This is a genomic window from Streptomyces sp. NPDC059564 (genome assembly GCF_042735575.1).
GTDB lineage: Bacteria > Actinomycetota > Actinomycetes > Streptomycetales > Streptomycetaceae > Streptomyces.
This window is the reverse complement of the sequence record NZ_JBHWBP010000035.1, coordinates 18350-39416: the sequence shown is the minus strand read 5'-3', so window position 1 is coordinate 39416 and position 21067 is coordinate 18350. Positions and strand designations below refer to the sequence as shown.

21 protein-coding genes are annotated in these 21067 nt (G+C 71.7%); 10 read left to right on the top strand and 11 right to left on the bottom strand.

The genetic code is table 11. The annotated features are described in order from the left end of the window. The first annotated feature begins 326 nt into the window (after window positions 1-326). Together ACFV0Q_RS09820 and ACFV0Q_RS09815 are read left to right on the top strand one after the other, a co-directional pair. Entirely contained in the window at window positions 327-1205 is an 879-nt protein-coding gene (locus tag ACFV0Q_RS09820; RefSeq protein ID WP_385003178.1) for a polysaccharide deacetylase family protein, read from the top strand. Between the two features lie 205 nt (window positions 1206-1410). Further along, window positions 1411-1734: a nuclear transport factor 2 family protein gene (locus ACFV0Q_RS09815; RefSeq protein WP_385003175.1), complete on the top strand. Its 324-nt coding sequence runs from the start codon at window positions 1411-1413 to the stop codon at window positions 1732-1734. A 4-nt stretch (window positions 1735-1738) separates the two neighbouring features. On the opposite strand, the gene ACFV0Q_RS09810 is transcribed toward ACFV0Q_RS09815, so the two are convergent. Then, entirely contained in the window at window positions 1739-2872 is a 1134-nt protein-coding gene (locus ACFV0Q_RS09810; protein WP_385003172.1) for a serine hydrolase domain-containing protein, read from the bottom strand. Window positions 2873-3036: 164 nt separating this feature from the next. Between ACFV0Q_RS09810 and ACFV0Q_RS09805 the strand changes: the two genes are divergently transcribed. Next, complete coding sequence (locus ACFV0Q_RS09805) at window positions 3037-3669, top strand: hypothetical protein (RefSeq protein ID WP_385003169.1); 633 nt, start codon at window positions 3037-3039, stop codon at window positions 3667-3669. Window positions 3670-3857: 188 nt separating this feature from the next. Here the strand turns inward: ACFV0Q_RS09805 and ACFV0Q_RS09800 are convergent, their stop codons facing one another. The 3 genes from ACFV0Q_RS09800 to ACFV0Q_RS09790 form a co-directional block, all read right to left on the bottom strand. Continuing rightward, window positions 3858-5144, bottom strand: coding sequence for an extracellular solute-binding protein (locus ACFV0Q_RS09800; protein WP_385003167.1), 1287 nt, complete (start codon window positions 5142-5144; stop codon window positions 3858-3860). Between the two features lie 293 nt (window positions 5145-5437). Then, a complete protein-coding gene (locus tag ACFV0Q_RS09795; RefSeq protein ID WP_385003164.1) occupies window positions 5438-6055 on the bottom strand; it encodes an SMI1/KNR4 family protein in 618 nt (205 codons plus the stop codon). Between the two features lie 60 nt (window positions 6056-6115). Then, on the bottom strand, window positions 6116-6517 hold the full coding sequence (locus ACFV0Q_RS09790) for a DUF192 domain-containing protein (protein WP_385003161.1): 402 nt from the start codon (window positions 6515-6517) through the stop codon (window positions 6116-6118). A gap of 75 nt (window positions 6518-6592) precedes the next feature. On the opposite strand from ACFV0Q_RS09790, the gene ACFV0Q_RS09785 reads away from it, so the two are divergent. Further along, the gene (locus ACFV0Q_RS09785; protein ID WP_385003157.1) at window positions 6593-7309 is read left to right on the top strand and encodes a prepilin peptidase; all 717 of its coding nucleotides are present in this window, start codon (window positions 6593-6595) and stop codon (window positions 7307-7309) included. Between the two features lie 131 nt (window positions 7310-7440). Here the strand turns inward: ACFV0Q_RS09785 and mgrA are convergent, their stop codons facing one another. Continuing rightward, on the bottom strand, window positions 7441-8478 hold the full coding sequence (gene mgrA, locus ACFV0Q_RS09780) for an L-glyceraldehyde 3-phosphate reductase (protein WP_385003155.1): 1038 nt from the start codon (window positions 8476-8478) through the stop codon (window positions 7441-7443). A 127-nt stretch (window positions 8479-8605) separates the two neighbouring features. On the opposite strand from mgrA, the gene ACFV0Q_RS09775 reads away from it, so the two are divergent. The 5 genes from ACFV0Q_RS09775 to ACFV0Q_RS09755 all read left to right on the top strand — a co-directional run bounded on the left by ACFV0Q_RS09775 (window position 8606) and on the right by ACFV0Q_RS09755 (window position 14308). Then, entirely contained in the window at window positions 8606-9367 is a 762-nt protein-coding gene (locus tag ACFV0Q_RS09775) for an isoprenyl transferase (RefSeq protein WP_385003153.1), read from the top strand. A 316-nt stretch (window positions 9368-9683) separates the two neighbouring features. After that, on the top strand, window positions 9684-11000 hold the full coding sequence (locus ACFV0Q_RS09770; protein ID WP_385003150.1) for a PhoH family protein: 1317 nt from the start codon (window positions 9684-9686) through the stop codon (window positions 10998-11000). Between the two features lie 433 nt (window positions 11001-11433). Then, window positions 11434-12156, top strand: coding sequence for a transglycosylase SLT domain-containing protein (locus tag ACFV0Q_RS09765; protein WP_385003147.1), 723 nt, complete (start codon window positions 11434-11436; stop codon window positions 12154-12156). A 116-nt stretch (window positions 12157-12272) separates the two neighbouring features. Further along, window positions 12273-13622, top strand: coding sequence for an AI-2E family transporter (locus tag ACFV0Q_RS09760; RefSeq protein WP_385003145.1), 1350 nt, complete (start codon window positions 12273-12275; stop codon window positions 13620-13622). Continuing rightward, window positions 13619-14308, top strand: coding sequence for a hypothetical protein (locus ACFV0Q_RS09755; protein WP_385003142.1), 690 nt, complete (start codon window positions 13619-13621; stop codon window positions 14306-14308). Before ACFV0Q_RS09760 ends, ACFV0Q_RS09755 begins: the two co-directional genes overlap by 4 nt. A 59-nt stretch (window positions 14309-14367) precedes the next feature. Here the strand turns inward: ACFV0Q_RS09755 and ACFV0Q_RS09750 are convergent, their stop codons facing one another. The 3 genes from ACFV0Q_RS09750 to ACFV0Q_RS09740 form a co-directional block, all read right to left on the bottom strand. Continuing rightward, window positions 14368-14907 carry an alkyl hydroperoxide reductase gene (locus ACFV0Q_RS09750; protein WP_385003139.1) on the bottom strand — a complete coding sequence of 180 codons (540 nt, stop codon included), beginning with the start codon at window positions 14905-14907 and terminating at the stop codon, window positions 14368-14370. Between the two features lie 3 nt (window positions 14908-14910). Beyond that, the gene (locus tag ACFV0Q_RS09745) at window positions 14911-15465 is read right to left on the bottom strand and encodes a peroxiredoxin (RefSeq protein WP_385003136.1); all 555 of its coding nucleotides are present in this window, start codon (window positions 15463-15465) and stop codon (window positions 14911-14913) included. 186 nt (window positions 15466-15651) lie between these two features. After that, a complete protein-coding gene (locus ACFV0Q_RS09740) occupies window positions 15652-16344 on the bottom strand; it encodes a hypothetical protein (protein ID WP_385003133.1) in 693 nt (230 codons plus the stop codon). 143 nt (window positions 16345-16487) lie between these two features. On the opposite strand from ACFV0Q_RS09740, the gene ACFV0Q_RS09735 reads away from it, so the two are divergent. Then, the gene (locus ACFV0Q_RS09735) at window positions 16488-17435 is read left to right on the top strand and encodes a hydrogen peroxide-inducible genes activator (RefSeq protein ID WP_385003130.1); all 948 of its coding nucleotides are present in this window, start codon (window positions 16488-16490) and stop codon (window positions 17433-17435) included. A gap of 61 nt (window positions 17436-17496) precedes the next feature. Here the strand turns inward: ACFV0Q_RS09735 and ACFV0Q_RS09730 are convergent, their stop codons facing one another. The 3 genes from ACFV0Q_RS09730 to ACFV0Q_RS09720 are packed head-to-tail and all read right to left on the bottom strand — an operon-like array spanning window position 17497 to window position 21058. Beyond that, on the bottom strand, window positions 17497-19854 hold the full coding sequence (locus ACFV0Q_RS09730; RefSeq protein ID WP_385003127.1) for an FtsX-like permease family protein: 2358 nt from the start codon (window positions 19852-19854) through the stop codon (window positions 17497-17499). After that, window positions 19851-20537 carry an ABC transporter ATP-binding protein gene (locus tag ACFV0Q_RS09725; protein WP_385003124.1) on the bottom strand — a complete coding sequence of 229 codons (687 nt, stop codon included), beginning with the start codon at window positions 20535-20537 and terminating at the stop codon, window positions 19851-19853. Before ACFV0Q_RS09725 ends, ACFV0Q_RS09730 begins: the two co-directional genes overlap by 4 nt. Continuing rightward, the gene (locus ACFV0Q_RS09720) at window positions 20534-21058 is read right to left on the bottom strand and encodes a PadR family transcriptional regulator (RefSeq protein WP_385003121.1); all 525 of its coding nucleotides are present in this window, start codon (window positions 21056-21058) and stop codon (window positions 20534-20536) included. Before ACFV0Q_RS09720 ends, ACFV0Q_RS09725 begins: the two co-directional genes overlap by 4 nt. Window positions 21059-21067: the final 9 nt, after the last annotated feature.

Below are 21067 nucleotides of genomic sequence, written 5' to 3'. Positions count from 1 at the left end.
AGGCCGCCGGCGAGGGCGCCACGGCCGCGCCGGCTCCGCTGGACGCGGGCGCCCCCTGACGACACGGTCGTCCCACGCACCGTGCGCCCCCCAAAAGGCCCGGCCCGGGAAGACATCCCCGGGCCGGACCTTTTCGCGTGCGCACCCAGGGGCACATGCGAAGCGTGGGGTCGGAGGGGTGAGGTGCGACTTGTGGGGCATCCGGGGCTATGAAGGCTCAAACTCCTTATTACCTGGAATTTATAGGGCAATTCAGCGGAACTTCGGCAGGTTCGCAGACGTCATGACCCACAGAGCGCCCGCGCGATGGGATGGGGAGTGGACACATGACGCCTACGCAGAAGCAGAGCCTCCGGGCCCGGTTGGCCGTCGGGGCCTCGGCCGTGGCCGTCGCGGCGACCATCTGGGGCGTGACGACCCTGGTGGCGGCCGACGAAGACCCGGCTCCCCGGCACGAGAACGCGGCCCGGCAGTCGGAGGGCGGGACGTCCGGCGACCCCAAGGGCGACCCCAAGGGCGAGTCCAAGGGAGACACCAAGGGCGACTCCAAGGGCGACGACGGCAAGCCCGGCGCCGGCGCCCCGGCGGGGCTGCCCGACACCATCGCCCACGCCTCCGAACTCGGCGGGAACGCCGTCAACATCACCATCGACGACGGCCCCGACCCCCGCTGGACCCCCCAGATCCTCGACGTCCTGGCCCGGCACGACGTGAAGGCGACCTTCTGCATGATCGGCCCGCAGGCCGCGGCCCACCCCGACCTGGTCAAGAAGGTCGTCGCGGGCGGACACCGGCTCTGCGACCACACCACCTCCCACGACACGGCCATGGACAAGAAGCCCGTCGCCTACCAGGAGGCCCAGATCCTCGACGCGAAGAAGCAGATAGAGGAGGCCGCGGGCGGCGGCGCGAAGGTCGAGTACTACCGGGCCCCCGGCGGGGCCTTCACCCCGGACAGCCGCCGAATAGCCGCGGCCCACGGGATGCGCCCGCTCGGCTGGAACGTCGACACCAAGGACTTCGGCAAGCCCGGCACCGCCGCGATCGTGGACGCCGTCAAGCGCGAGATGGGCAACGGGCCGACGGTCCTCTTCCACGACGGGGGCGGCGACCGCCGGCAGACCGTCGCCGCCCTCGACCAGGTGCTGACCTGGCTGAAGGACCAGGGCCGCCCGACCGGCTTCCCGGTCCGCACCGCCCCCTGACGAACCCGCCCGACGAACCCGCCCGACGAACCGGCCCGACGAACCGGCCTGACACGCCGTCCGGCGGCGAACGGGTGAGGGTCGGTGCCCCGGCCCCGCCCACGGTGTTCCCTGGTCGCGCACGCAGCACCGCACGCAGCACCGCACGCAGCACCGCACCCGGCCGCGTACGCAGCCCCGTACGCCCCCACCCCCAGGAGCCCCCGTGATCGACCCGGCCCAGCTGACCGACCCCGCCGTCCGCGCCTTCGTCACCGCCGTCAACGCCGGGGACCGGGCCGCCTTCCAGACGGCCCTGACCCCCGGCGCGACCATGTCCGACGACGGCTCGGACCGGGACATCGCCGACTGGTCCGAACGGGAGATCTTCTCCGCCGGCGGCCACATGGCCGTCGACTCCGAAGCCGACGCGGGCCGCTCCCTCGTCGTCGACTACCGCAACGACACCTGGGGCGAGATGCGCACCGCCTGGCGGTTCGACGTCACCCCCGACGGCCGCGTCAGCCGCTTCGAGACCGGCCAGGCCTGACCGGCTACAGCCCGCGCGCCACCTTCAGTACCGCCGCCGCCAGCCGGCCGTTCTCCGGAGCCGTACCGCCCGGGAAGCCGAAGCGGCGGCGCGTGTACCCGTACGCGATCCCCGTGACCGGGTCGGCGAAGCCCAGCCCGCCCGCCGCCCCGCAGTGCCCGAAGGCCTCGGGGCCCACCGCGTGCTGCCGCTCGAAGCCCAGCCCGAAGTGGTCCTCCTCCGAGGTGACCCGGTCCGTGCCCGGCGTGTGCGGCCGCGCGAACTCCGCCGCCGTCCCCGGCTCCAGCAGCGCCGGCAGCCCGCCCAGCCCGACGGTCGCCGCCGCGTACAGGCCGGCCACCCCGCGCGCCGTACCCGTGCCGCCCGCCGAGGCCGGGCCCCGGCCCTTCACCGCCGGGTGGTTGCCGTACGCGATGAGGTCCATCGGCGGCTCGCGGTGCGCGTTGAAGGCGACCCTCATCAGCTCGGGCATCGGCCCGCCCGCCGCGAGCAGCTCCCGCTGCGCCGGTGTCGGCAGCATCTCCAGGACCGGCTTCCAGCGGCCCTCCAGCGCGGCCGGCAGCCCCATGTACAGGTCCAGCCCGTACGGCGCCCGTACGCGCTCCTCGTAGACCTCCTGGAGGGAGCGGCCGGTCACCCGCCGGACCAGCTCGCCCACCAGGGCGCCGATCACGAACGCGTGGTACCCGTACGCCGTCCCGGGCTCCCAGTACGGCTCCGCCCGCGCCAGCCGCGCCGCGATCAGGGCGTCGTCCGCGATCTCCTCGTAGGAGAAGCCCTCCGGGGTGTTGAGCAGCCCGGAGCCGTGCGCGACCAGCTGCCGTACCGTCAGCCGCTCCTTGCCGTGCCCCGTGAACTCGGGCCAGTACTCCACCACCGGGCGGCTCGGCTCCAGCAGACCGTCCTGCACCAGCAGCCCCACGACCAGGTGGGCGGCCCCCTTGGTGATCGAGTAGACGGGGCTCAGCGTGTCCCCGTCGGTGTCCTCGCCGCCCCACAGGTCGACCACGGGCCGACCGTGGTGACGCACCGCCAGCTGGGCCTCCGGCGGGTTCGGCTCGGCGGCCACGAAAGCCTCGAACTCCTCCCGGACCGACTCCCAGCCCGCCTCCACCGTGCCGTTCACCATCACACCCATGCCATCCCCGTCGTCGTACGCCTGTTCTCTTCCGGTCCGCGGACAGCCAAGCAGAGGCGCCGCGGCCGCACCCCCGCCGGAGCGGGGACTTCGTCATCATCTCTTACGGGTGAACGCGTGCGCGGGCTCGTTCCGGCGCGCCGCGGGGGCCCGTTGGACCGGGCATGAACCGCACCCGCACCGTCGCGCTCAGCCTCGCCGCCACCGTCGCGGCCCTCGCCCCCGCCCTCGGCCAGACGGCCGCCACCGCCGCACAAGGCACGGCGTACCTCCAGGACCCGTCCGGGGACGAGAAGGCGATGAAGTCGATGTGGTCCAAGGACGACATGCACAAGGTGGAGGGGCAGCTCCGCTTCCACCCGGGGGTGCAGTACAAGACGGTGACCCGGCCCGGTCCCGAGGGCGCGCGCGAGTTCGAGCGCCAGGTCGGGGACCCGAAGACGCTGGCGTGGGAGCCCTCGTACGAGTTCGCGTGGGCGGTCTCCGACTCGACGCTCGTGAAGAAGGCCCTGACCACCAAGGACGGCAAGCACCTGATCGTCGTGCACGCGGTGCTGCGCGACGCGAAGCGGGCCAAGGCGGGGGAGGTGCACAAGGAGCTGTCCGGGCAGCCGGCGACGGGCCGTCAGAAGATCGCGGGAGGCAGGCGGATCGCCTGCGACACCGGTGCGTACACGGTGGAGTGGTCGGTCACCCGCTCCGGCTACGGGACGCTGACGGGCACGCTGCGCTGGGACTCCAGCTGCGAGCAGTACCGGACGGCGTTCTCCGCGGAGAACGGGCAGCACGGCCGCTAGCCCGGGAGGGGGGAGGGGAGGCCTGCCGCCCCGGGCACCTTGTGGGTGCTCGTCGGGCGACTGGGCCGGGGCCTCGGATCGAGGCCGTCACAGTCATTCTGCCGTACGGGATGGGGCGCGGCAGGGAGGCGAAGGTCCCGGAACGGGAGGGACTCCGGTGGTTCTCGTGGTGCTCGTCCAGCGCTCGCTCAGTGCTTCTTGCCGGCTTCGCCGGCCTTCGTGGCGATGTCCTCCAGCACGGCCTTCGGGTCGCCGCTCGGCTCCACGGCCCGGCCGATGCCGCGCTTGATGGTGTCGCTGACCGTCACCCAGGACGGGTCGTTGACGGGGTAGAGCTGGGCGCCGCGCAGGGCGGTCAGGAACTGCTCGTCGTTCTTGTCGATGCCGCCGCCCGCCGGGGTGCGGGAGGCCGTGACCGTCGAGGGCAGCAGGTGGTAGCGGCCCGCGAAGTCCGACAGGTTCTTGTCCGAGTAGACGAAGTCGAGGAAGGCGCCGATCTCGGCCCGCTTCCCGTTCTGCTTGAACGCCATCATCCAGTCGGCCACGCCCACGGTCGGCGGGGTCTCGCCCGCGCCGAGGGTGTCGGAGACCGGCATGGACACGGTGCCGACCGAGATGCCCTTGGCCCGCGCCTCGTGGGAGAGCGACGGGTAGCCGTTGAGCATGCCGACCTCGCCGCGCAGGAAGGCGGCGAAGGCGTCGGCGCGGTTCAGCTGCGAGGGCGGGACGGGGCCGGTCAGGCCGGGGGCGACCAGCTGGTCCTTGAGCCAGCGGAACGTATAGATGTTCTGGTCGGAGGCCAGGCTGTAGTTGCCGCTGTTGTCGGCGTAGCCGCCGCCGTTGCTCAGCTCCCAGATCATCGCCTCCGCGTGCGCCTCCTCGGGGCCCAGCGGCAGCGCGTAGGGGAACTTCACGCCCTTGTCCTTGAGGGCCTTGGCGGCGGTCTTCAGGTCCGACCAGGTCTTCGGCGCGCTGGTGACGCCCGCCTGCTTGAAGAGGGTCTCGTTGTAGAAGAGGAGGCGGCTGCTCGCCACGAACGGCAGCCCGTACAGGGTGTTGCCGACCGAGCCGGCCTCCGCGAGGGGCTGGAGGAAGTTCGCCTCGGCGGTGATGGAGAGGAGTTCTTCGGCGGAATACAGCTTGCCCTGGGCCGCGAAGTCCGAGTACGAGCCCATGAGCGCCATGTCCGGGGCCTTGCCGGCCTTGACCATGCGGGAGACTTCGCGGTCGATGTCCGCCCAGGGAAGCAGCTGGACCTCCACCTTGAGGCCGGGATGGGCGGCGGTGAAATCGCTCGTCACCTTGTCCCAGAAAGCCTTCGAGCTGTTGCCCGGATTGTCGCCGTATTCCGCCGCGACCAGGCGCAGCGTGCCGCTGCCGGCCGCTCCGGCCCCGGGGCTTCCGCAGCCCGACAGCGGTACCAACAGGCCGAACGCGGCCGCCGCGGCGGCCGCGCCGAAGATTCTTCGTCGCACGGGTGGATACCCCTGATTTTCTTTTGAGTCCGGTTATTGCTTATGAGTTGCTCCGGGCCGGGGTGTCCCACCGTGGGCCCGTTGGCCGGAATTCTCTCCTGACGGGAGGGTGGTTGATTCCATTGGGGCGGTAGTTGTGGTCAATGCTCCAAGTGCGGCTTTTCCGGCTGGTGTTTTCCGATATGTGATCCACAAAACGGACGCGCGTAGACATGCCGAAAAGCCCGTTTCCGGCCAGGAAACGGGCTGAGGGGTGAAAGGGGGGGCCGGGAGGGTCCGGACCGGTCGGCGGACTAGTCGGCGAACTCGCCCGCGTACGGGTCGGGCTCGCCCGTCTCGGGGTTGCGGCCCTCCTGCCACCGGCGCTGGGCCTTGCGCCAGTGCACGAAGCTGAGGTGGCCGCCGTCCCAGAAGGTGATGCTGACCGGGCTCACGTCGAACTCGTCGGAGCACAGCAGCAGCAGGAATTCGGCCATGCCGTACGGGTACACGGCGAAGGAGTCGGCGGTGTGCCGCCCGACGACCAGGACCGGCCACCGGTCGGGGTCCGGGTCGGTGGTGACCCAGCACAGGATGTCGGAGCCTCCGGTGACCCCCCAGGCGACGATCGCCTCCGGGTCCACGTCGAAGGCGGCCCGGCCGCCCTCGGCCTCCCACACCTGCCGGGCGTTGGCGGTCTCCTCGGCCATCTCCGCCGGGTCCCACTGCAGGCCCGGCTTGGGCAGCGGCAGCAGGATGCTGGCCTCGCCGTTGATGGACCCGGCGCCGAAACGCCCCATGAACGCCACGAAGTCGGCCGGGAACCGGGTTCCCCAGACGGCCTCCGCCGCCTGCCAGTCGATGTCCTCGTCGGCGCCGTGCGTCGCCGGCATGATCTGCTCAAGCGCCTTGATCCGCGCGTTCTCCGTCATGCCGCTCCCCTGCGCGCCCCAGCTCAACCGCCCCAACCTACCGCCCGCACGCTCTTCGGCCTAGGCGGTGTCGAGACGGCCCGCCTCCCGCACCTCGACGCGGGTCCCCGGGCGCAGCCCCCAGCCGGCCATCGCGCCCGCCTCCGCCTCCAGGACGTGCCGGGACAGCGGACGGGGCAGGCCGAGGCGGCCCGGGGGCATCGTCACGACGGCGCGGACCCGCAGGCTCCGGTCCAGGTAGGCCACGTCGATCGGGAAGCGCATCCGGAAGGTGTGCACGCTCGCCGCCGGGGTCAGCAGCAGCGCCCCCTCGATGCCGTCCCGCCCGAGGAGCCCGCGCGTACGGGCCCGGTACGAGGCGGCGACCTCCAGTGGAACCTCCAGCGGAACCGCCAACGGCAGCGCCACCGCGCCGTCCCCGAGGATCCCGAGGGTCCCGTGCCCGTCCACCCACCGCGTCATGGCGGCCACCCTAGATCCGGTCCCCGACTCCCCGGAACCCCCTCGGGGCCGGGGCGGCGGGGCTACCTTCGGCGGATGGGCCACGCCGTGATCGTCCTCCTCGCCGTCGCGTACGGCGCCGCCGCCGGGCTGCTGGTGCTGCCGCGCGCCGCGTACCGGCTGTCCGCCGCGCCGGGGGAGCCGTGGCGGGAGCTGTGCCCCGAGGGGCATCCGATCGCCGGGTGGCTCGGTCCCGCCCGCTGCCGGGGGCACCGCTACGGACCGGTGGGGGCCTGGGCGGCCTCGGGGGCCGTCTGCGGGGCGCTCGCCGCCGCCGTCGGGCCGCGCCCCGAAGCGGCGGCGTACGTCGCGCTCGCGCCCGCCCTCGTCCTGCTGGCCCTCGTCGACCTCGCCGTGCACCGGCTGCCCGATGTACTGACCCTCCCGCTGGCCGCCGCCACCGCCGCGCTCCTCGGCGCGGCCGCGCTGCTGCCCGGCGCCGCCGGCTCCTGGCGGCTCGCCCTGCTGGGCGGGGGCGCGCTCGGGGCCGCGTACCTCGTGCTGTTCCTGGTGAACCCCGCCGGGATGGGCCTCGGCGACGTCAAGCTGGCGCTTCCCTTGGGGGTCGCTCTTGGGTGGTACGGGTGGGGGGTATGGGCGGCCGGGGCCTTCCTGGGGCTGCTCTACGGGGCCGTATACGGCCTCGGCCTTGTGCTGCGCGGCCGGGCGACCCGTACGACGGGCTTCGCCTTCGGCCCCTTCATGGCGGCCGGAGCGCTCACCGGAGTGCTGCTGGGCGGATTCGGAGCGTAATCGTTTCGCGGCAATGCACGCATCACGCTTTACGAAGGGTTATGGTGGAACCCCCCCCTCGGGCCGGTCCGTATCCCCCCCACGGACCGGCCCGTTTTTTGTTTTCCGCCCCCTCCGGGCAAAAGCGCAGGTCAGCCTCGCTGGGCCCAGATGTTGGTGCCGGGGGTGGAGACGGCGAAGGAGTCGATCTCCTTCAGCTCCTCCTCGGACAGCGGCGCACCGGCCAGCGCGGCCACGTTCTCCTCCAGCTGCTTCACGCTCGACGCGCCGATCAGCGCCGAGGTCATCCGCTCGTCGCGCAGCACCCAGGTCAGCGCCAGCTGCGCCAGCGACTGCCCGCGCCGGCCGGCGATCTCGTTCAGCCCGGCGAGGCGGCCCAGCACGTCGTCCGAGAGCAGGTCCGGGTTCAGCGACTTGCCCTGCGAGGCCCGCGAGCCCTCCGGGATGCCCTTGAGGTACTTGCCGGTCAGCAGGCCCTGCGCGAGCGGCGCGAAGGAGATGCAGCCCATGCCGGCCTCCTCCAGGGTGTCCAGCAGCCCGTCCTCCTCCGTCCAGCGGTTGATCATGGAGTACGAGGGCTGGTGGATCAGCGGCCGCACGCCCATCTCCCGCAGGATCCGCGCCGCCTCGGCCGTCTGCTCCGCCGTGTACGAGGACACGCCGACGTACAGCGCCTTGCCCTGCTGGACCGCGGACGCGAGCGCGCCCATGGTCTCCTCCAGCGGGGTCTCCGGGTCGAAGCGGTGCGAGTAGAAGACGTCGACGTAGTCCACGCCCATCCGCTTCAGCGAGGCGTCGAGCGAGCTCATCAGGTACTTCCGGCTGCCCCACTCGCCGTAGGGGCCCTCGTGCATGAAGTAGCCGGCCTTGGTGGAGAGGATCAGCTGGTCGCGGTACGACGCGAAGTCCTGCGCGAAGATCTTCCCGAAGTTGAGCTCGGCCGAGCCGGGCGGCGGGCCGTAGTTGTTCGCCAGGTCGAAGTGGGTCACGCCGAGGTCGAAGGCGCGGCGGAGGATGGCCCGCTGGGACTCCAGGGACTTGTCGTCACCGAAGTTGTGCCAGAGGCCGAGGGAGATGGCGGGGAGCTTGAGGCCGCTGTGGCCGGTGCGCCGGTACTGCATGGAGTCGTAGCGCGAGGGCTCTGCCCGATAGGGATTGTTATCAGTCACGATGTCCTCCCTATCACGGACTTGTGACCGGCCGAGTTGGGTACCCCATCCCGCCGCGCAGTAATGTGGCGGCCTCGGGGGAGACCGCAATCCGCACGGGGGCATTGCACGGAGGGGCTGGAAGATCGTGAAGCTGCGCGACCTGGTGTACAGGCTCTACGCACGCCGGGTGGAAGGCCGCCTCGACCATGACGCGTCGCCCAAGCACATCGGCGTGATCCTGGACGGGAACCGGCGCTGGGCCAAGGCGTCGGGGAGCTCGACGGTGCAGGGCCATCAGGCCGGCGCCGACAAGATCTCCGAGATGCTGGGCTGGTGCACCGAGACGGACGTCGAGGTCGTCACCCTGTGGATGCTCTCCACGGACAACCTGGACCGGCCGGAGGTCGAGCTCAGGCCCCTGCTCAACATCATCGAGAACACCGTCCAGGGCCTCGCCGAGGACGGCCGCTGGCGCGTCCACCACGTCGGCAACCTGGACATCCTGCCCGCCCGGACGCAGTCCGTGCTGAAGGAGGCCGAGCAGGCCACGCACGACGTCGACGGGATACTGGTCAACGTCGCCGTGGGCTACGGCGGCCGCCAGGAGATCGCGGACGCGGTCCGCTCGCTGCTCCTGGAGCACGCCGAGAAGGGCACCTCCTTCGAGGAGCTCGCCGAGGTCCTGGACATCGACCACATCGCGGAGCACCTCTACACCCGCGGCCAGCCCGACCCGGACCTGGTGATCCGTACCAGCGGCGAACAGCGGCTGTCCGGATTCATGCTCTGGCAGAGCGCCCACTCGGAGTACTACTTCTGCGAGGTGTTCTGGCCGGCCTTCCGCAAGGTCGACTTCCTCCGGGCCCTGCGCGACTACGCAGCCCGGCACCGGCGCTACGGCACCTGACCCCCGCGGCTGACGCCCCTTCGGCCCCTTCCGTCCCCCTCGCGAAGCCTTCACCAGGGATTCACCGAGCGTCCGTCATATGCCATGGCATGGCGGCCCATGTTCGAGGGCATAACGATGGCAGGTCGATGCCCGATCCACGGGTGTCGAGTCTCAGCGGACGGCACAGGGCCGTCCGCCCGGGAGGCCCTTTGCACCAGGACGCGCGTGCGGTTCGCACGGTCGGATTGGAGGGCCGGAAATCGGCCCTGGCATGGGTGCCGATGACCGGTCCGGTCTTCATGGCCCGACCTCTTCCGAGGGGGTACGTCCTTCCGTGGTGACCAGCACAAAGCGCCGCCTGCCCGACAGGCGGACCTACGTCCTCGACACCAGCGTCCTGCTGGCAGACCCCAACGCGATCTCCCGCTTCGACGAGCACGAGGTCGTGCTCCCGATCGTGGTGATCACCGAGCTGGAGGCAAAGAGGCACCATCCCGAACTCGGCTACTTCGCCCGGCAGGCCCTGCGCCTGCTCGACGACTTCCGGGTCCGCTACGGTCGCCTCGACGCCCCCATCCCGCTGGGCGATCTGGGCGGCACGCTGCGCGTCGAGCTCAACCACTCCGACCCGGGCGTCCTGCCCGCCGGCTTCCGGCTGGGGGACAACGACTCGCGGATCCTCGCGGTGGCCCGCAACCTCCAGGCCGAGGGCTACGACGTCACGGTCGTGTCGAAGGACCTTCCCCTGCGCATCAAGGCCTCCTCCGTGGGGCTGCTCGCGGAGGAATACCGCGCGGAACTCGCGATCACCGATGCCGGGTGGACCGGCATGAGCGAGCTCTCCCTCTCCGGGGAACAGGTGGACCTCCTCTACTCCGAGGAACGGCTCTACGTACCGGAGGCCGCGGAACTCCCCGTGCACACCGGGCTGGTCCTGCAGTCCGAGCGGGGCAAGGCCCTCGGCCGGGTCACGGCCGACGGCAACGTGAAGCTCGTCCGGGGCGACCGGGAGGCCTTCGGGCTGCACGGCCGCAGCGCCGAACAGCGCATCGCCCTCGACCTGCTGCTCGACCCGGAGATCGGGATCATCTCGATGGGCGGCCGGGCCGGCACCGGAAAGTCGGCCCTGGCGCTGTGCGCGGGACTGGAGGCGGTGCTGGAACGCCGGCAGCACCAGAAGGTGATGGTCTTCCGGCCGCTGTACGCGGTCGGCGGCCAGGACCTCGGGTACCTGCCGGGCGACGCCTCCGAGAAGATGAGCCCGTGGGCGCAGGCGGTCTTCGACACCCTCTCGGCGGTGGCCGGGCGCGAGGTCATCGAGGAGGTGCTCAACCGCGGGATGCTGGAGGTCCTGCCGCTCACGCACATCCGCGGCCGCTCGCTGCACGACTCCTTCGTGATCGTGGACGAGGCCCAGTCGCTGGAACGCAACGTCCTGCTGACCGTTCTGTCCCGGATCGGGGCCAATTCGCGGGTGGTGCTCACCCACGACGTGGCCCAGCGGGACAATCTGCGGGTCGGCCGGTACGACGGAGTGGTGGCCGTCGTTGAGAAGCTGAAGGGGCATCCGCTCTTCGCCCACGTCACGCTCACGCGTTCCGAACGCTCCCCGATCGCCGCGCTGGTCACGGAGATGCTCGAAACGCTCTGACCGGCACCGATCGCCCACCGGGCCCGAAAGGGTCAAAAACCCCATAGCGGGAAGGTGAGTTGGCGCCGCCCGGCAAAGGCCCAGGAGCCTAGCCGGGCGGCGCCGTGCTGCACAGGGCTTTTCTCGAATCGACGGCGTCATGCCAGGTGTGACCTTTCCCACGCAACGGGGAATTGCCCTGCGGCGTCGGGGTCCGGCAGAGTCTGTTTTCCGTCAGGCCCCGCATACGGAACACCTGTATCCCCCGTGGGATACGCGCAGCACCACAACTCCACAGCCGATGTCCGTATGCCGCCCGGTTTCACGTGGCAGCCCCCGCGAGGGAGTTGCCCACGGGCCCGCGTCTCCAGTGACCGCACCACCACGGAGGCCAGTGTCGAGGGGCACTCTTGCGCCCGCGCGGTCACTGCGGACGCTGCTGGAAGGACACCGTGTGAGCCGGATTTCGGTCCGGGGGTTCGCAGTGGCTTCGGCCACCGCGGTCACCACCGTCGGCGCAGTCGTCGGAGTCGCCACCGGCGACGCCGCCTCCTCGAACGATCTCGAGACCACCGCGTCCGGTGCGACTCTCCTCACTGACGTCCCGGTCGGCGAGCAGGCACAGGTCCAGAGCGCGTCCCTGACGCAGCAGGCCGACGCCATCGCCCACGCCGCCGACTCCGACGCCAAGCGTTCGGCGGAAGAGGCGGCGCGCATCCAGGCCGCGGAGGACGCCAAGTCCAAGAAGGCCGACGCCGAGAAGGCGGAGAAGGCCAAGAAGGAAGCGGACGAGGCCAAGGCCAAGAAGGAGCGCGACGAGAAGGAGCAGGTCGCCAGCCGGTCCGCCACCCGCGACGCCGGCGACTTCCCCGTCCAGGGCTCCTACACGGTCGCCCAGGTCAAGGCCATCGCGCAGCAGCTGGTCCCGTCGGGCCAGTACCAGTGCTTCTCCAACATCATCAACGAGGAATCCACCTGGAACTACCAGGCGGTCAACTCCTCTTCGGGCGCCTACGGCCTGGTCCAGGCGCTCCCCGGTTCGAAGATGGCCTCGGCCGGCTCCGACTGGCGCACCAACCCGGCCACCCAGATCAAGTGGGGCCTGGGCTACATGAACGAGCGCTACGGCAGCCCGTGCAGCGCCTGGAGCTTCCACCAGGCCAACGGCTGGTACTAGGAAGAAACCGCTCCGGTCGGTTCAACCTCGAGGAACCCCGCACCGTCCTACGGTGTGGGGTTCCTCGCGTGTACGGTCGTGCGAGGTGTGACCGTAGACGGGGGGAAGGGAACGACATGGCGAAGAGGGCAGGCTGGCTCGGCCGGCTCGGCAGCAGACTGAGCCGGATGGAGGCGCGCCTCGACGAACGGCGGGCCGAGGTCGAGGCCGAGGCCGCCGGGGAACCGCCGCCGCCCGTCGCCGTACCCGCAGCGGCCGCCCTCGCCGAGGAGCCCGTTCCCGTACCGCACGACGTGGTCGTCGCGCTGCCGCCGCCGGGCCGGCCCGATCCGGTCACCGTCATCCCGTGGGGGATGCGGGTCGCCGCCGAGGCCAGCTGGCGGCTGCTGCTGCTCGCCGGGATGCTCTGGGTGCTGATGAAGGTGATCAGCGAAGTGCGCCTGGTCGTCCTCGCGTTCGCCGCCGCCCTGCTGGTGACCGCGCTGCTCCAGCCGTTCGTGGTCCGGCTGCGGCGCTACGGGCTGCCGCGGGGCCTTGCCACCGCCGTCACCGCCGTCCTCGGCTTCGTCGTCATCGGGCTGGTCGGCTGGTTCGTGGTCTGGCAGGTCATGGAGAACCTCGACGACCTCTCCAACCGGCTGCGCGAGGGCATCAACGAGCTCAAGAGCTGGGCACTGGACAGTCCGTTCCACGTGACCGAGAAGCAGATCAACGACATCGCGAAGAACCTCAGCGAGACGATCGGCACCAACACCGAGGAGATCACCTCCGCCGGGCTCCAGGGCGTGACGGTCCTCGTCGAGGTGCTGACGGGCATGCTGCTCGCGATGTTCTCGACGCTCTTCCTGCTCTACGACGGCGCGCGCATCTGGAACTGGGTGCTGGGCCTGGCCCCGGCCGCCGCCCGCCCGGGCCTCGCGGGCGCCGGTCCGCGCGCCTGGCGCACGCTGACCGCGTACGTGCGCGGAACGGTGCTCGTCGCGCTCATCGACGCCGTCTTCATCGGCCTCGGGCTCTACTTCCTCGACGTGACGATGGCCGTTCCGCTCGCCGTCTTCATCTTCCTCTTCGCCTTCATCCCGCTCGTCGGGGCGGTGATCTCCGGCGCCCTCGCCGTCGTCGTGGCCCTGGTGACCCAGGGGCCGTTCACCGCGCTGATGGTGCTGCTGGTGGTGCTCGCGGTGCAGCAGATCGAGGGGCACGTGCTGCAGCCCTTCATCCTGGGCCGCGCCGTACGGGTCCACCCGCTCGCGGTGGTGCTGTCGGTGGCGGCCGGCGGCATGGTCGCGGGCATCGGCGGGGCGGTGGTGGCGGTGCCGCTGGTCGCCGTCACCAACACGGTGGTCGGCTACCTGCGGGCCCACGCGCGCGAACGGCACCCGGTCGGGCCCGTCGGCAGCGGCCCGGCGCCGCACGGGGCGACCGCCCTGAACACGGGCGTGAGCGCCGCGGAAGCCGGCCCGTGATCAGCCAGCCCGAGCTGGAGGGCGAGTGGCCGGGCGGGGAGACCGCCGAGCCGCTTGCCGTGCCGCTCGCCGAACCGGAGCCGGGGATGGGTTCCGGCCGCAGGCCGTGGGCATGGGCCCTGGGCGGGGCACTGGCGGCCTCCGCCGTATGGGCCGGGACGCTGGCCGTGCAGGATCGTTTCGGCGACGCAGGGCCCCCGCTGGCGTACCGGTACGGGGAAAACCTGTGCGAGCAGGCGCCCTTGAAGGCGGTGGGCGCGATCGGCGGCGGATTCGGCGCGGGCACGGTCACGCACGGGGAGAGCCCGGTGCTGGACTGGGCGCGCTGCGACCACTGGGCGCCGAGCCCCGAGCAGCGGATGGTCTACCAGGCCGAGCTGCTGGTCGAACTGCACGAGAAGACCGACCCCGGGCCGGAATTCGGCCGGCGTCCCGAGCGCGCCCTGGCCCTGACGCCGGACAACATGCCCGCCGATGCGGAGCAGGTCCCCGGGCTCGGGGAACAGGCCCTGTTCTCCGGGTACGACCAGGAGCCCCGGCTCAAGGTGCTCGACGGCGGGGCGGTGTTCAGCCTCACCGTCCAGTGGTTCGGGGGCCCGGAGGAGCAGGGCCGGATCGACGGGGACGCGGTCAAGTCGGCGATGATCGAGGACATGCGCGCCCTGATGACCGCACTGCGCAAGTGAACGGACAGGGCCCCCGCGGCCGGTGACGGCTGCGGGGGCCCTGTTGCCCGTACGGGTGACTACTCGGCGGCCAGGGCCGCTTCGGCGTCGAGGGTGACGGCGACGGCCTGGATCACCGAGGCGATCTTGAAGGCCTCCTGGACCGTCTCGCGGTCGACGCCCGCCTTGCGCAGGACCTGCTCGTGCGAGTCCAGGCACTGGCCGCAGCCGTTGACCGCGGAGACCGCGAGCGACCACAGCTCGAAGTCGACCTTCTCCACACCGGGGTTGCCGATGACGTTCATCCGCAGGCCCGCGCGCAGCGTGCCGTACTCCGGGTCGGAGAGCAGGTGGCGGGTGCGGTAGAAGACGTTGTTCATCGCCATGACCGCGGCGGCGGACTTGGCGGCGGTGTACGCCTCCGGCGAGAGGTTCGCCTTCGCCTCCGGCTCCAGCTCACGCAGGACGCGCGGGGAGCGGGCGGCGATCGCGCAGGACAGGACGGTGCCCCACAGCTGCTGCTGGGTGAGCTTGTCCTGGTTGCCGATGACCGAGCCGAGGTTCAGCTTCAGGTCCTTGGCGAAGTCCGGTACGGCGGACTTGAGGGAGTCGAGGGACATGCGTCACTCACCGGCCAGCAGGGAGCCGGCGTCCAGGGTGTCCTCGCCCTTGGTCCAGTTGCAGGGGCACAGCTCGTCGGTCTGCAGGGCGTCGAGGACCCGCAGGACCTCCTTGGGGTTACGGCCCACGGAACCGGCGGTCACCATCGAGAACTGGATCTCGTTGTTCTGGTCGACGATGAACACGGCGCGCTGCGCGAAGCCGTCCTCGCCCTGCACGCCACAGGCCTGCATGAGCTCGTGCTTGGAGTCGGCCAGCATCGGGAAGGGCAGGTCACGCAGGTCGGCGTGGTCCTTGCGCCAGGCGTGGTGGACGAACTCGGAGTCGCCGGAGACGCCGAGGATCTGGGCGTCACGGTCGAGGAACTCGTCGTTCAGCTTGCCGAAGGCGGCGATCTCGGTCGGGCAGACGAAGGTGAAGTCCTTCGGCCAGAAGAACACCACGCGCCACTTGCCCTCGTAGGTCTTGTGGTCGATCTGGGCGAACTCGCTGCCGGCTTCGAGCGAGACGCAAGCGGTCAGGTCGTAGCTGGGGAACTTGTCACCGACAGTGAGCACGTGCTCTCCTTGCGCGACGGGAAATTGGCCTTTTTGGGGCTTTCCCTGAGGGGTTGGACGGTCTCACATGCTGGCACAAGCAGCATTGATCGCGGAAATCGCAAACGGTGGTCTCGCTGATCAGGCTTCCCTATCAATGCCCCCGTACGGGCAAAGAGCGACGCAGAGTGATCGGTTCGGTGACAGCTACTTGCAGAACTCGGCCGCGGCCTTCGCGGCGCCCTCGTTGTAGCCGCGGGTCCATTCGGGGTCGGGTGCCACGGCGGTCTTCGGCGGAGCGGTCTGGCAGGTTGCCTTGGTGGTGTCGTAGCCGAGCTTGTGGCCCTTGTCGTACTCGGAGGTGCCCGTCTGCCCGTCCGTCTTGCCGCCGCAGAACGTCTTGGCGGCCAGGGCCGCGCCGGCGTCGTAGCCCTTCTGCCAGTTGGGGTCGACCTCACCCAGGGTCTTCGGCTGCGTCGCGGTGCAGCTCGCCCTGATCGCCTGGAACGCCTTCTGGAAGCCCTTGTCGTACTGGACCTTCGCGTCCGCGCCGGTGTCCGTACCCGTACCCGTACCCGTGGCGGGATCCTGCCCGCCCGTGCACGCGACACCTCCGACCGTGTAGTGGCCCGCGGACAGGCCGGAGACCCGGACGCTGCCGGCGGTGACCTTGGCGGCCGGGATGGTGGCGCCGTTGTCGCTCGTGACCGGGACGGTGTCCCCGGTGAATCCAGTGCCGTTGATCGCCCAGTTGTTCGGCGGCGGAGCGTAACCCTGCACGACACTGCACGTGCCGGCCGCAGGCGCCGCCGCGGGGTGGGCCAGGGCCGTCGGGCCCAGGACCAGCGGTGACGCCGCCAGCGGGGCCAGTACCGCGATCCGAACGAATTTCTTCATCATGGTCGCCTCCCGGGCGAAGAGCGTGGCCGGGCCTTTCTTCCCCTGCCTCCACTCTCACGCAGGGCAGGGCGGCCCGCAGCGCACGGGTCCGGGGCGGCCGCCACAGCACTAGTCTGGTGGCGGGTGATCGGAGGTACCTATCAGTGGCACTCGGCAACAGGGGAGCGAAGCAGGCGACGCTCGCACAGCTGCGCGCGTTCGCGGCCGTCGCCGAACACCTGCACTTCCGCGACGCCGCCGCGGCGATCGGGATGAGCCAGCCCGCGCTCTCGGGGGCCGTCTCGGCGCTGGAGGAGGCGCTCGGGGTGCAGCTGCTGGAGCGCACCACCCGCAAGGTGCTGCTCTCCCCGGCGGGCGAGCGGATCGCCGTCCGGGCGCGGGGCGTGCTCGACGCGATGGGCGGGCTGCTGGAGGAGGCCGAGGCGGTGCGGGCCCCCTTCACCGGGGTGCTGCGGCTCGGGGTGATCCCCACCGTGGCCCCGTACCTGCTCCCGACGGTGCTCGGGCTCTTCCACCGGCGCTACCCGCGGATGGACCTCCAGGTGCACGAGGAGCAGACGGCCTCGCTGCTGGAGGGGCTGGCCGGCGGCCGCCTCGACCTGCTGCTGCTCGCGGTGCCGCTGGGCATGCCCGGAGTCACCGAACTGCCCGTCTTCGACGAGGACTTCGTCCTGCTGGCGCCCCGCGAGCACCCGCTGGCCGGGCGGCGGGACATCCCGCGCGACGAACTGCGGGGCCTTCAGCTGCTGTTGCTCGACGAGGGCCACTGCCTGCGCGACCAGGCCCTGGACATCTGCCGGGAGGCGGGCCGCACCGCCGGGGCGGACGTCACCACCACCGCCGCCGGGCTCTCCACACTCGTACAACTGGTCGCCGGGGGACTCGGGGTGACGCTGCTGCCGCGCACCGCGCTGCGACTGGAGACCGCCCGCAACGAGCACCTGGCCACCGGGTACTTCGCCGAGCCGGCCCCCTCGCGGCGGATCGCGCTGGCCATGCGGACCGGGACGGCCCGGCAGGAGGAGTTCCGGGCCATCGCCGCCGCGCTGCGCGAAGCGGTACGCCCGCTCCCGGTGTGGCCCACCGACTAGGGAGGGCGTACGGGAACGGGCGTACGGGACCGGGTGCTTGCGGGGTCGGGTGCCTACCGGGTCACTCCGTGCGCAGGCCGTCCGGGCGCATCATCCGCAGCAGCGGCGGCAGGCTCAGCAGGGTGACCAGCGTGACCACGCCCGCTCCGACGCCGGTCATCGCCAGCACCGAGGGCCAGTCGATCCGGACCGGGACGTTCGCCATCCGCATCAGGACCGAGCCCAGCGCGATGCCGACCGCCGTCGCCAGGGCCAGGCCGAGCGCGATGGGCAGGGCCGTCTGCCAGAGCACCGACAGGCTCAGCGTCGAGCGCTTGGTGCCGAAGGCGACCAGCGCCGAGAGCAGCTTCCTGCGCTCGCGCAGCTGCTCCAGCTGGGAGACCAGCAGGCTCGCGCCGATCAGGATCAGCACGCCGGTCGTGCCGAAGAACAGCCCGATCCGGATCGCCGCGAAACCGGCGTCCCGCGTCGTCGTGGACTTCAGGGTCATCGCCGTGACGAAGGGGTCGGCCTTGAAGGCGGCCGTGCGGGCCCGGTCCAGGGCGTCGGGCACGGAGTCGTCGAGCTGGACGAAGACCTCCGCGTGCCGGGTGTAGCCGCCCTCCTTCGGGGCCGCCGCCGGGGTGACCAGCAGGCCGGTGCGCAGCTGGCCCGTGGGGTCCTCGCGGCTGGGGATCGTACGGGCGTTCGCGGGCAGGGTCCACGGCACGGTCGCCTGGCCCTCGCGGGGGTCGACGCCCCTGACGCTGCCGACGAAGAGCCGGTCGCCGGCCTTGGCCGTGGTGCCGTAGGCGCGGCCGCGGGCGGAGGCGCCGCCGGTCAGTACGAAGGCGTCGCCGTCCTCGCAGGAGTCGAGCACCGCGAGTTCGGCGAGGGCCCGGCAGGTGCCGATGGTCACCGGGATGGGGTCGCCCGGCGAGGGGACCTCGTACGCGGCCGTGGTCGAGGCCAGCGGCACGGTCGCGGCGACGCCCTTGGTGCCGGAGACCTTCTGGGTGAGCGCGTCCATGGTGGACTCGGTGCCCCGGGGCACGAGGAGGGACACCCCGGCCCGGGCCCGGTCCTGGACGGTCTCCCTCGTGTAGTCGCCGTCGACGCCCGCGAAGAGCATCTGCAGGGCGATGGCCCCGGCGACCGCGACCGCGATGCCGTTGACCAGGCGGGCGGCGGCGCCGCTGCTGACCTGGAGCCGGCGCACGGCCAGTTGCCAGGAGACGGAGCCGCCGGACAGCCTGCCGACGAATCGTTCCAGCAGCCAGGGGAGCAGCGCGGTGATGCCGACCAGCAGCAGCACCACGCCACCGCTGACCTGCCACTGGTTGAAGCGCCCTTCCTCCTTGCCGCGGCCCATCAGCGGGGCGAGCGCGGCGAGACCGCCGAGCGGCAGCAGCAGCCGCCACCAGACGCGCCGCCTGCCCGGCTTGGCCGTACGGACCACGCCCAGCGGCTCGATGACGACGCCGCGCAGTGCGAACAGGGTCACCGCCACGGCCGCGGCGGGCACCGCGACGGCCACCAGCAGGGCCATCGCCGGAGCGGGGTCGAGGTCGGCCGGGAAGACGCTGCGCTGCTGGAGGGTCAGGGCCCCCACCAGCCGGCGGCCGATCAGGAAGAACCCGGCGCCGAGCACCAGCCCGACCAGGGAACCGGCCAGCGCCTCGCCCGCCGCGATCCGGCGGACCATGCGGCTGTCGGCGCCGACGAGGCGCAGCGCGGCGAGCCGCCGGTCGCGCCGCTCCCCGCCGAAGCGGACGGCGGCCGCGATGAACACGGCGACGGGCATCAGCAGGGCGACGAAGGTGAGGACGACCAGCAGCATCAGCACCGGGTCGAGCGCCGGGCGCTCGATGGTCCCGTTGAAGCCGGAGACCCGCTGGGTCCGGTGGTCGGTGGGGCCGGTGATCCGGAGGTCGCCCTGGCCGGCGTAGAAGAAGAGGTCGCCGGGTCCGGTGAGGCCGGTATCGCCGATGGTCCGGGTGGGCTTCCACGCGTCGAGCCGTTCGCGCAGCAGCGCGCCCTCGGCGGAGTCCAGCAGGCTCTTCAGGGCGGGGGAGACGGCCATCTCACCCGGCGCGGGGATCCGGTCGAGGCCGGGCGGGACGGGTGCGTCGGGCCCTTCGGCGAGCAGGAGCTTGCCGTCGATGTCCCGGTTCTTGTACGTCTGGTTGGCCCCGGCGACGAGGAGCGTGCCGGGACCCGGTCCCGTACCGGCCGCGACCGGGGTGACGAACCGGGCGTCGCCGCGCTGCTCCCGCGCGGCGAGCGCCCCGGGCACGGCGGTACTGATCAGCAGCAGCGTGACCCCGAGCCCGACGCCCACACCGGTGAGCAGGGTCCGGATCCACCCCTCCCGCCCCCCGCCGAAGGCGAACCGCGCCCCCATGCCGAGTTCACGGGTCCACGCGTGGAGCTTGCTCATACGATCCGCTCCATGTCGCGGGACGTGCCGTCGCGTACGACGATCTCGCGGTCCGAGTACGCGGCCACGCGGGTTTCGTGGGTGACGAGGACGACGGCGGCGTTCGCGGCGCGGGCGGCTTCGGTGAGGAGCTGCATCACCAGTTCGCCGTTGAGGGAGTCGAGGGCGCCGGTGGGCTCGTCGGCGAAGATCACGCGGGGCTGGGTGACCAGGGCCCGGGCCACGGCCACGCGCTGGCCCTGGCCGCCGCTGACCTCGCCGGGGCGCTTGGCCCCGAGGTCCTCGACCTGGAGCCGTTCCATCCAGTGCAGGGCGGTGCGTTCGGCCTCCTTGCGCTTGACGCCGGTCAGGCGCAGCGGCAGGGCGACGTTCTCCACGCAGGTCAGCTCGGGGACGAGCTGGCCGAACTGGAAGACGAAGCCGAACTCGCCGCGGCGCAGCGCGCTGCGCTCGGTGTCGTTCATGGCGGAGAGCTCGCGGCCGGCGTAGGTGATGGTGCCGGAGTCGGGCGGGACGATCCCGGCGAGGCAGTGCAGCAGGGTCGACTTGCCGGAGCCGGAGGGACCCATGACGGCGACGACCTCGCCGGGGTGGATGGAGAACTCGGCGCCGTCGAGGGCCTTCGTGGGTCCGTACGCCTTGCGCAGGGCGGTGGCGGAGAGCAGGGTTCCGGCCGGAGTCATCGGCGTACCTCCCGGGCGAGCTGGTCGAGGCGGGCGGCGGTCAGTTCCAGCCACCGCAGGTCGGCTTCCAGGTGGAACAGGGCGTGGTCGCAGACCAGCTGGTCGGTGAAATCGCCCTTGCGCTTGCGCTGGGTGAGGATGCGCATCAGCCGCAGGTGCTCGGCGCGCTGGGTGTCCAGGAGCTCGACCGCGCCGCGGCCGGTGAGCAGGGCGAGGACGACCTTGGTGTAGAGGGTGGACTGGAGGTACGGCTCGGGCTTCTCGGGCTGGGAGAGCCAGGCCTCGACGTCGGTGATCCCGGCGTCGGTGATCGCGTACCGCTTGCGTTCGGGGCCGCCGCCGCTCTCTACGCCGTCGACCTCGACGAGGCCGTTCTTCAGGAGGCGGGACATGGTCGAGTAGACCTGTCCGTAGGCGAGGGGGCGGTCGTGGCCGAATTTCTCGTCGAAGGCCCGCTTCAGGTCGTAGCCGTGGCGCGGGCCGGCCTCCAGGAGGCCGAGGAGGGTGTGACCGATGGACATGCCGGCGAC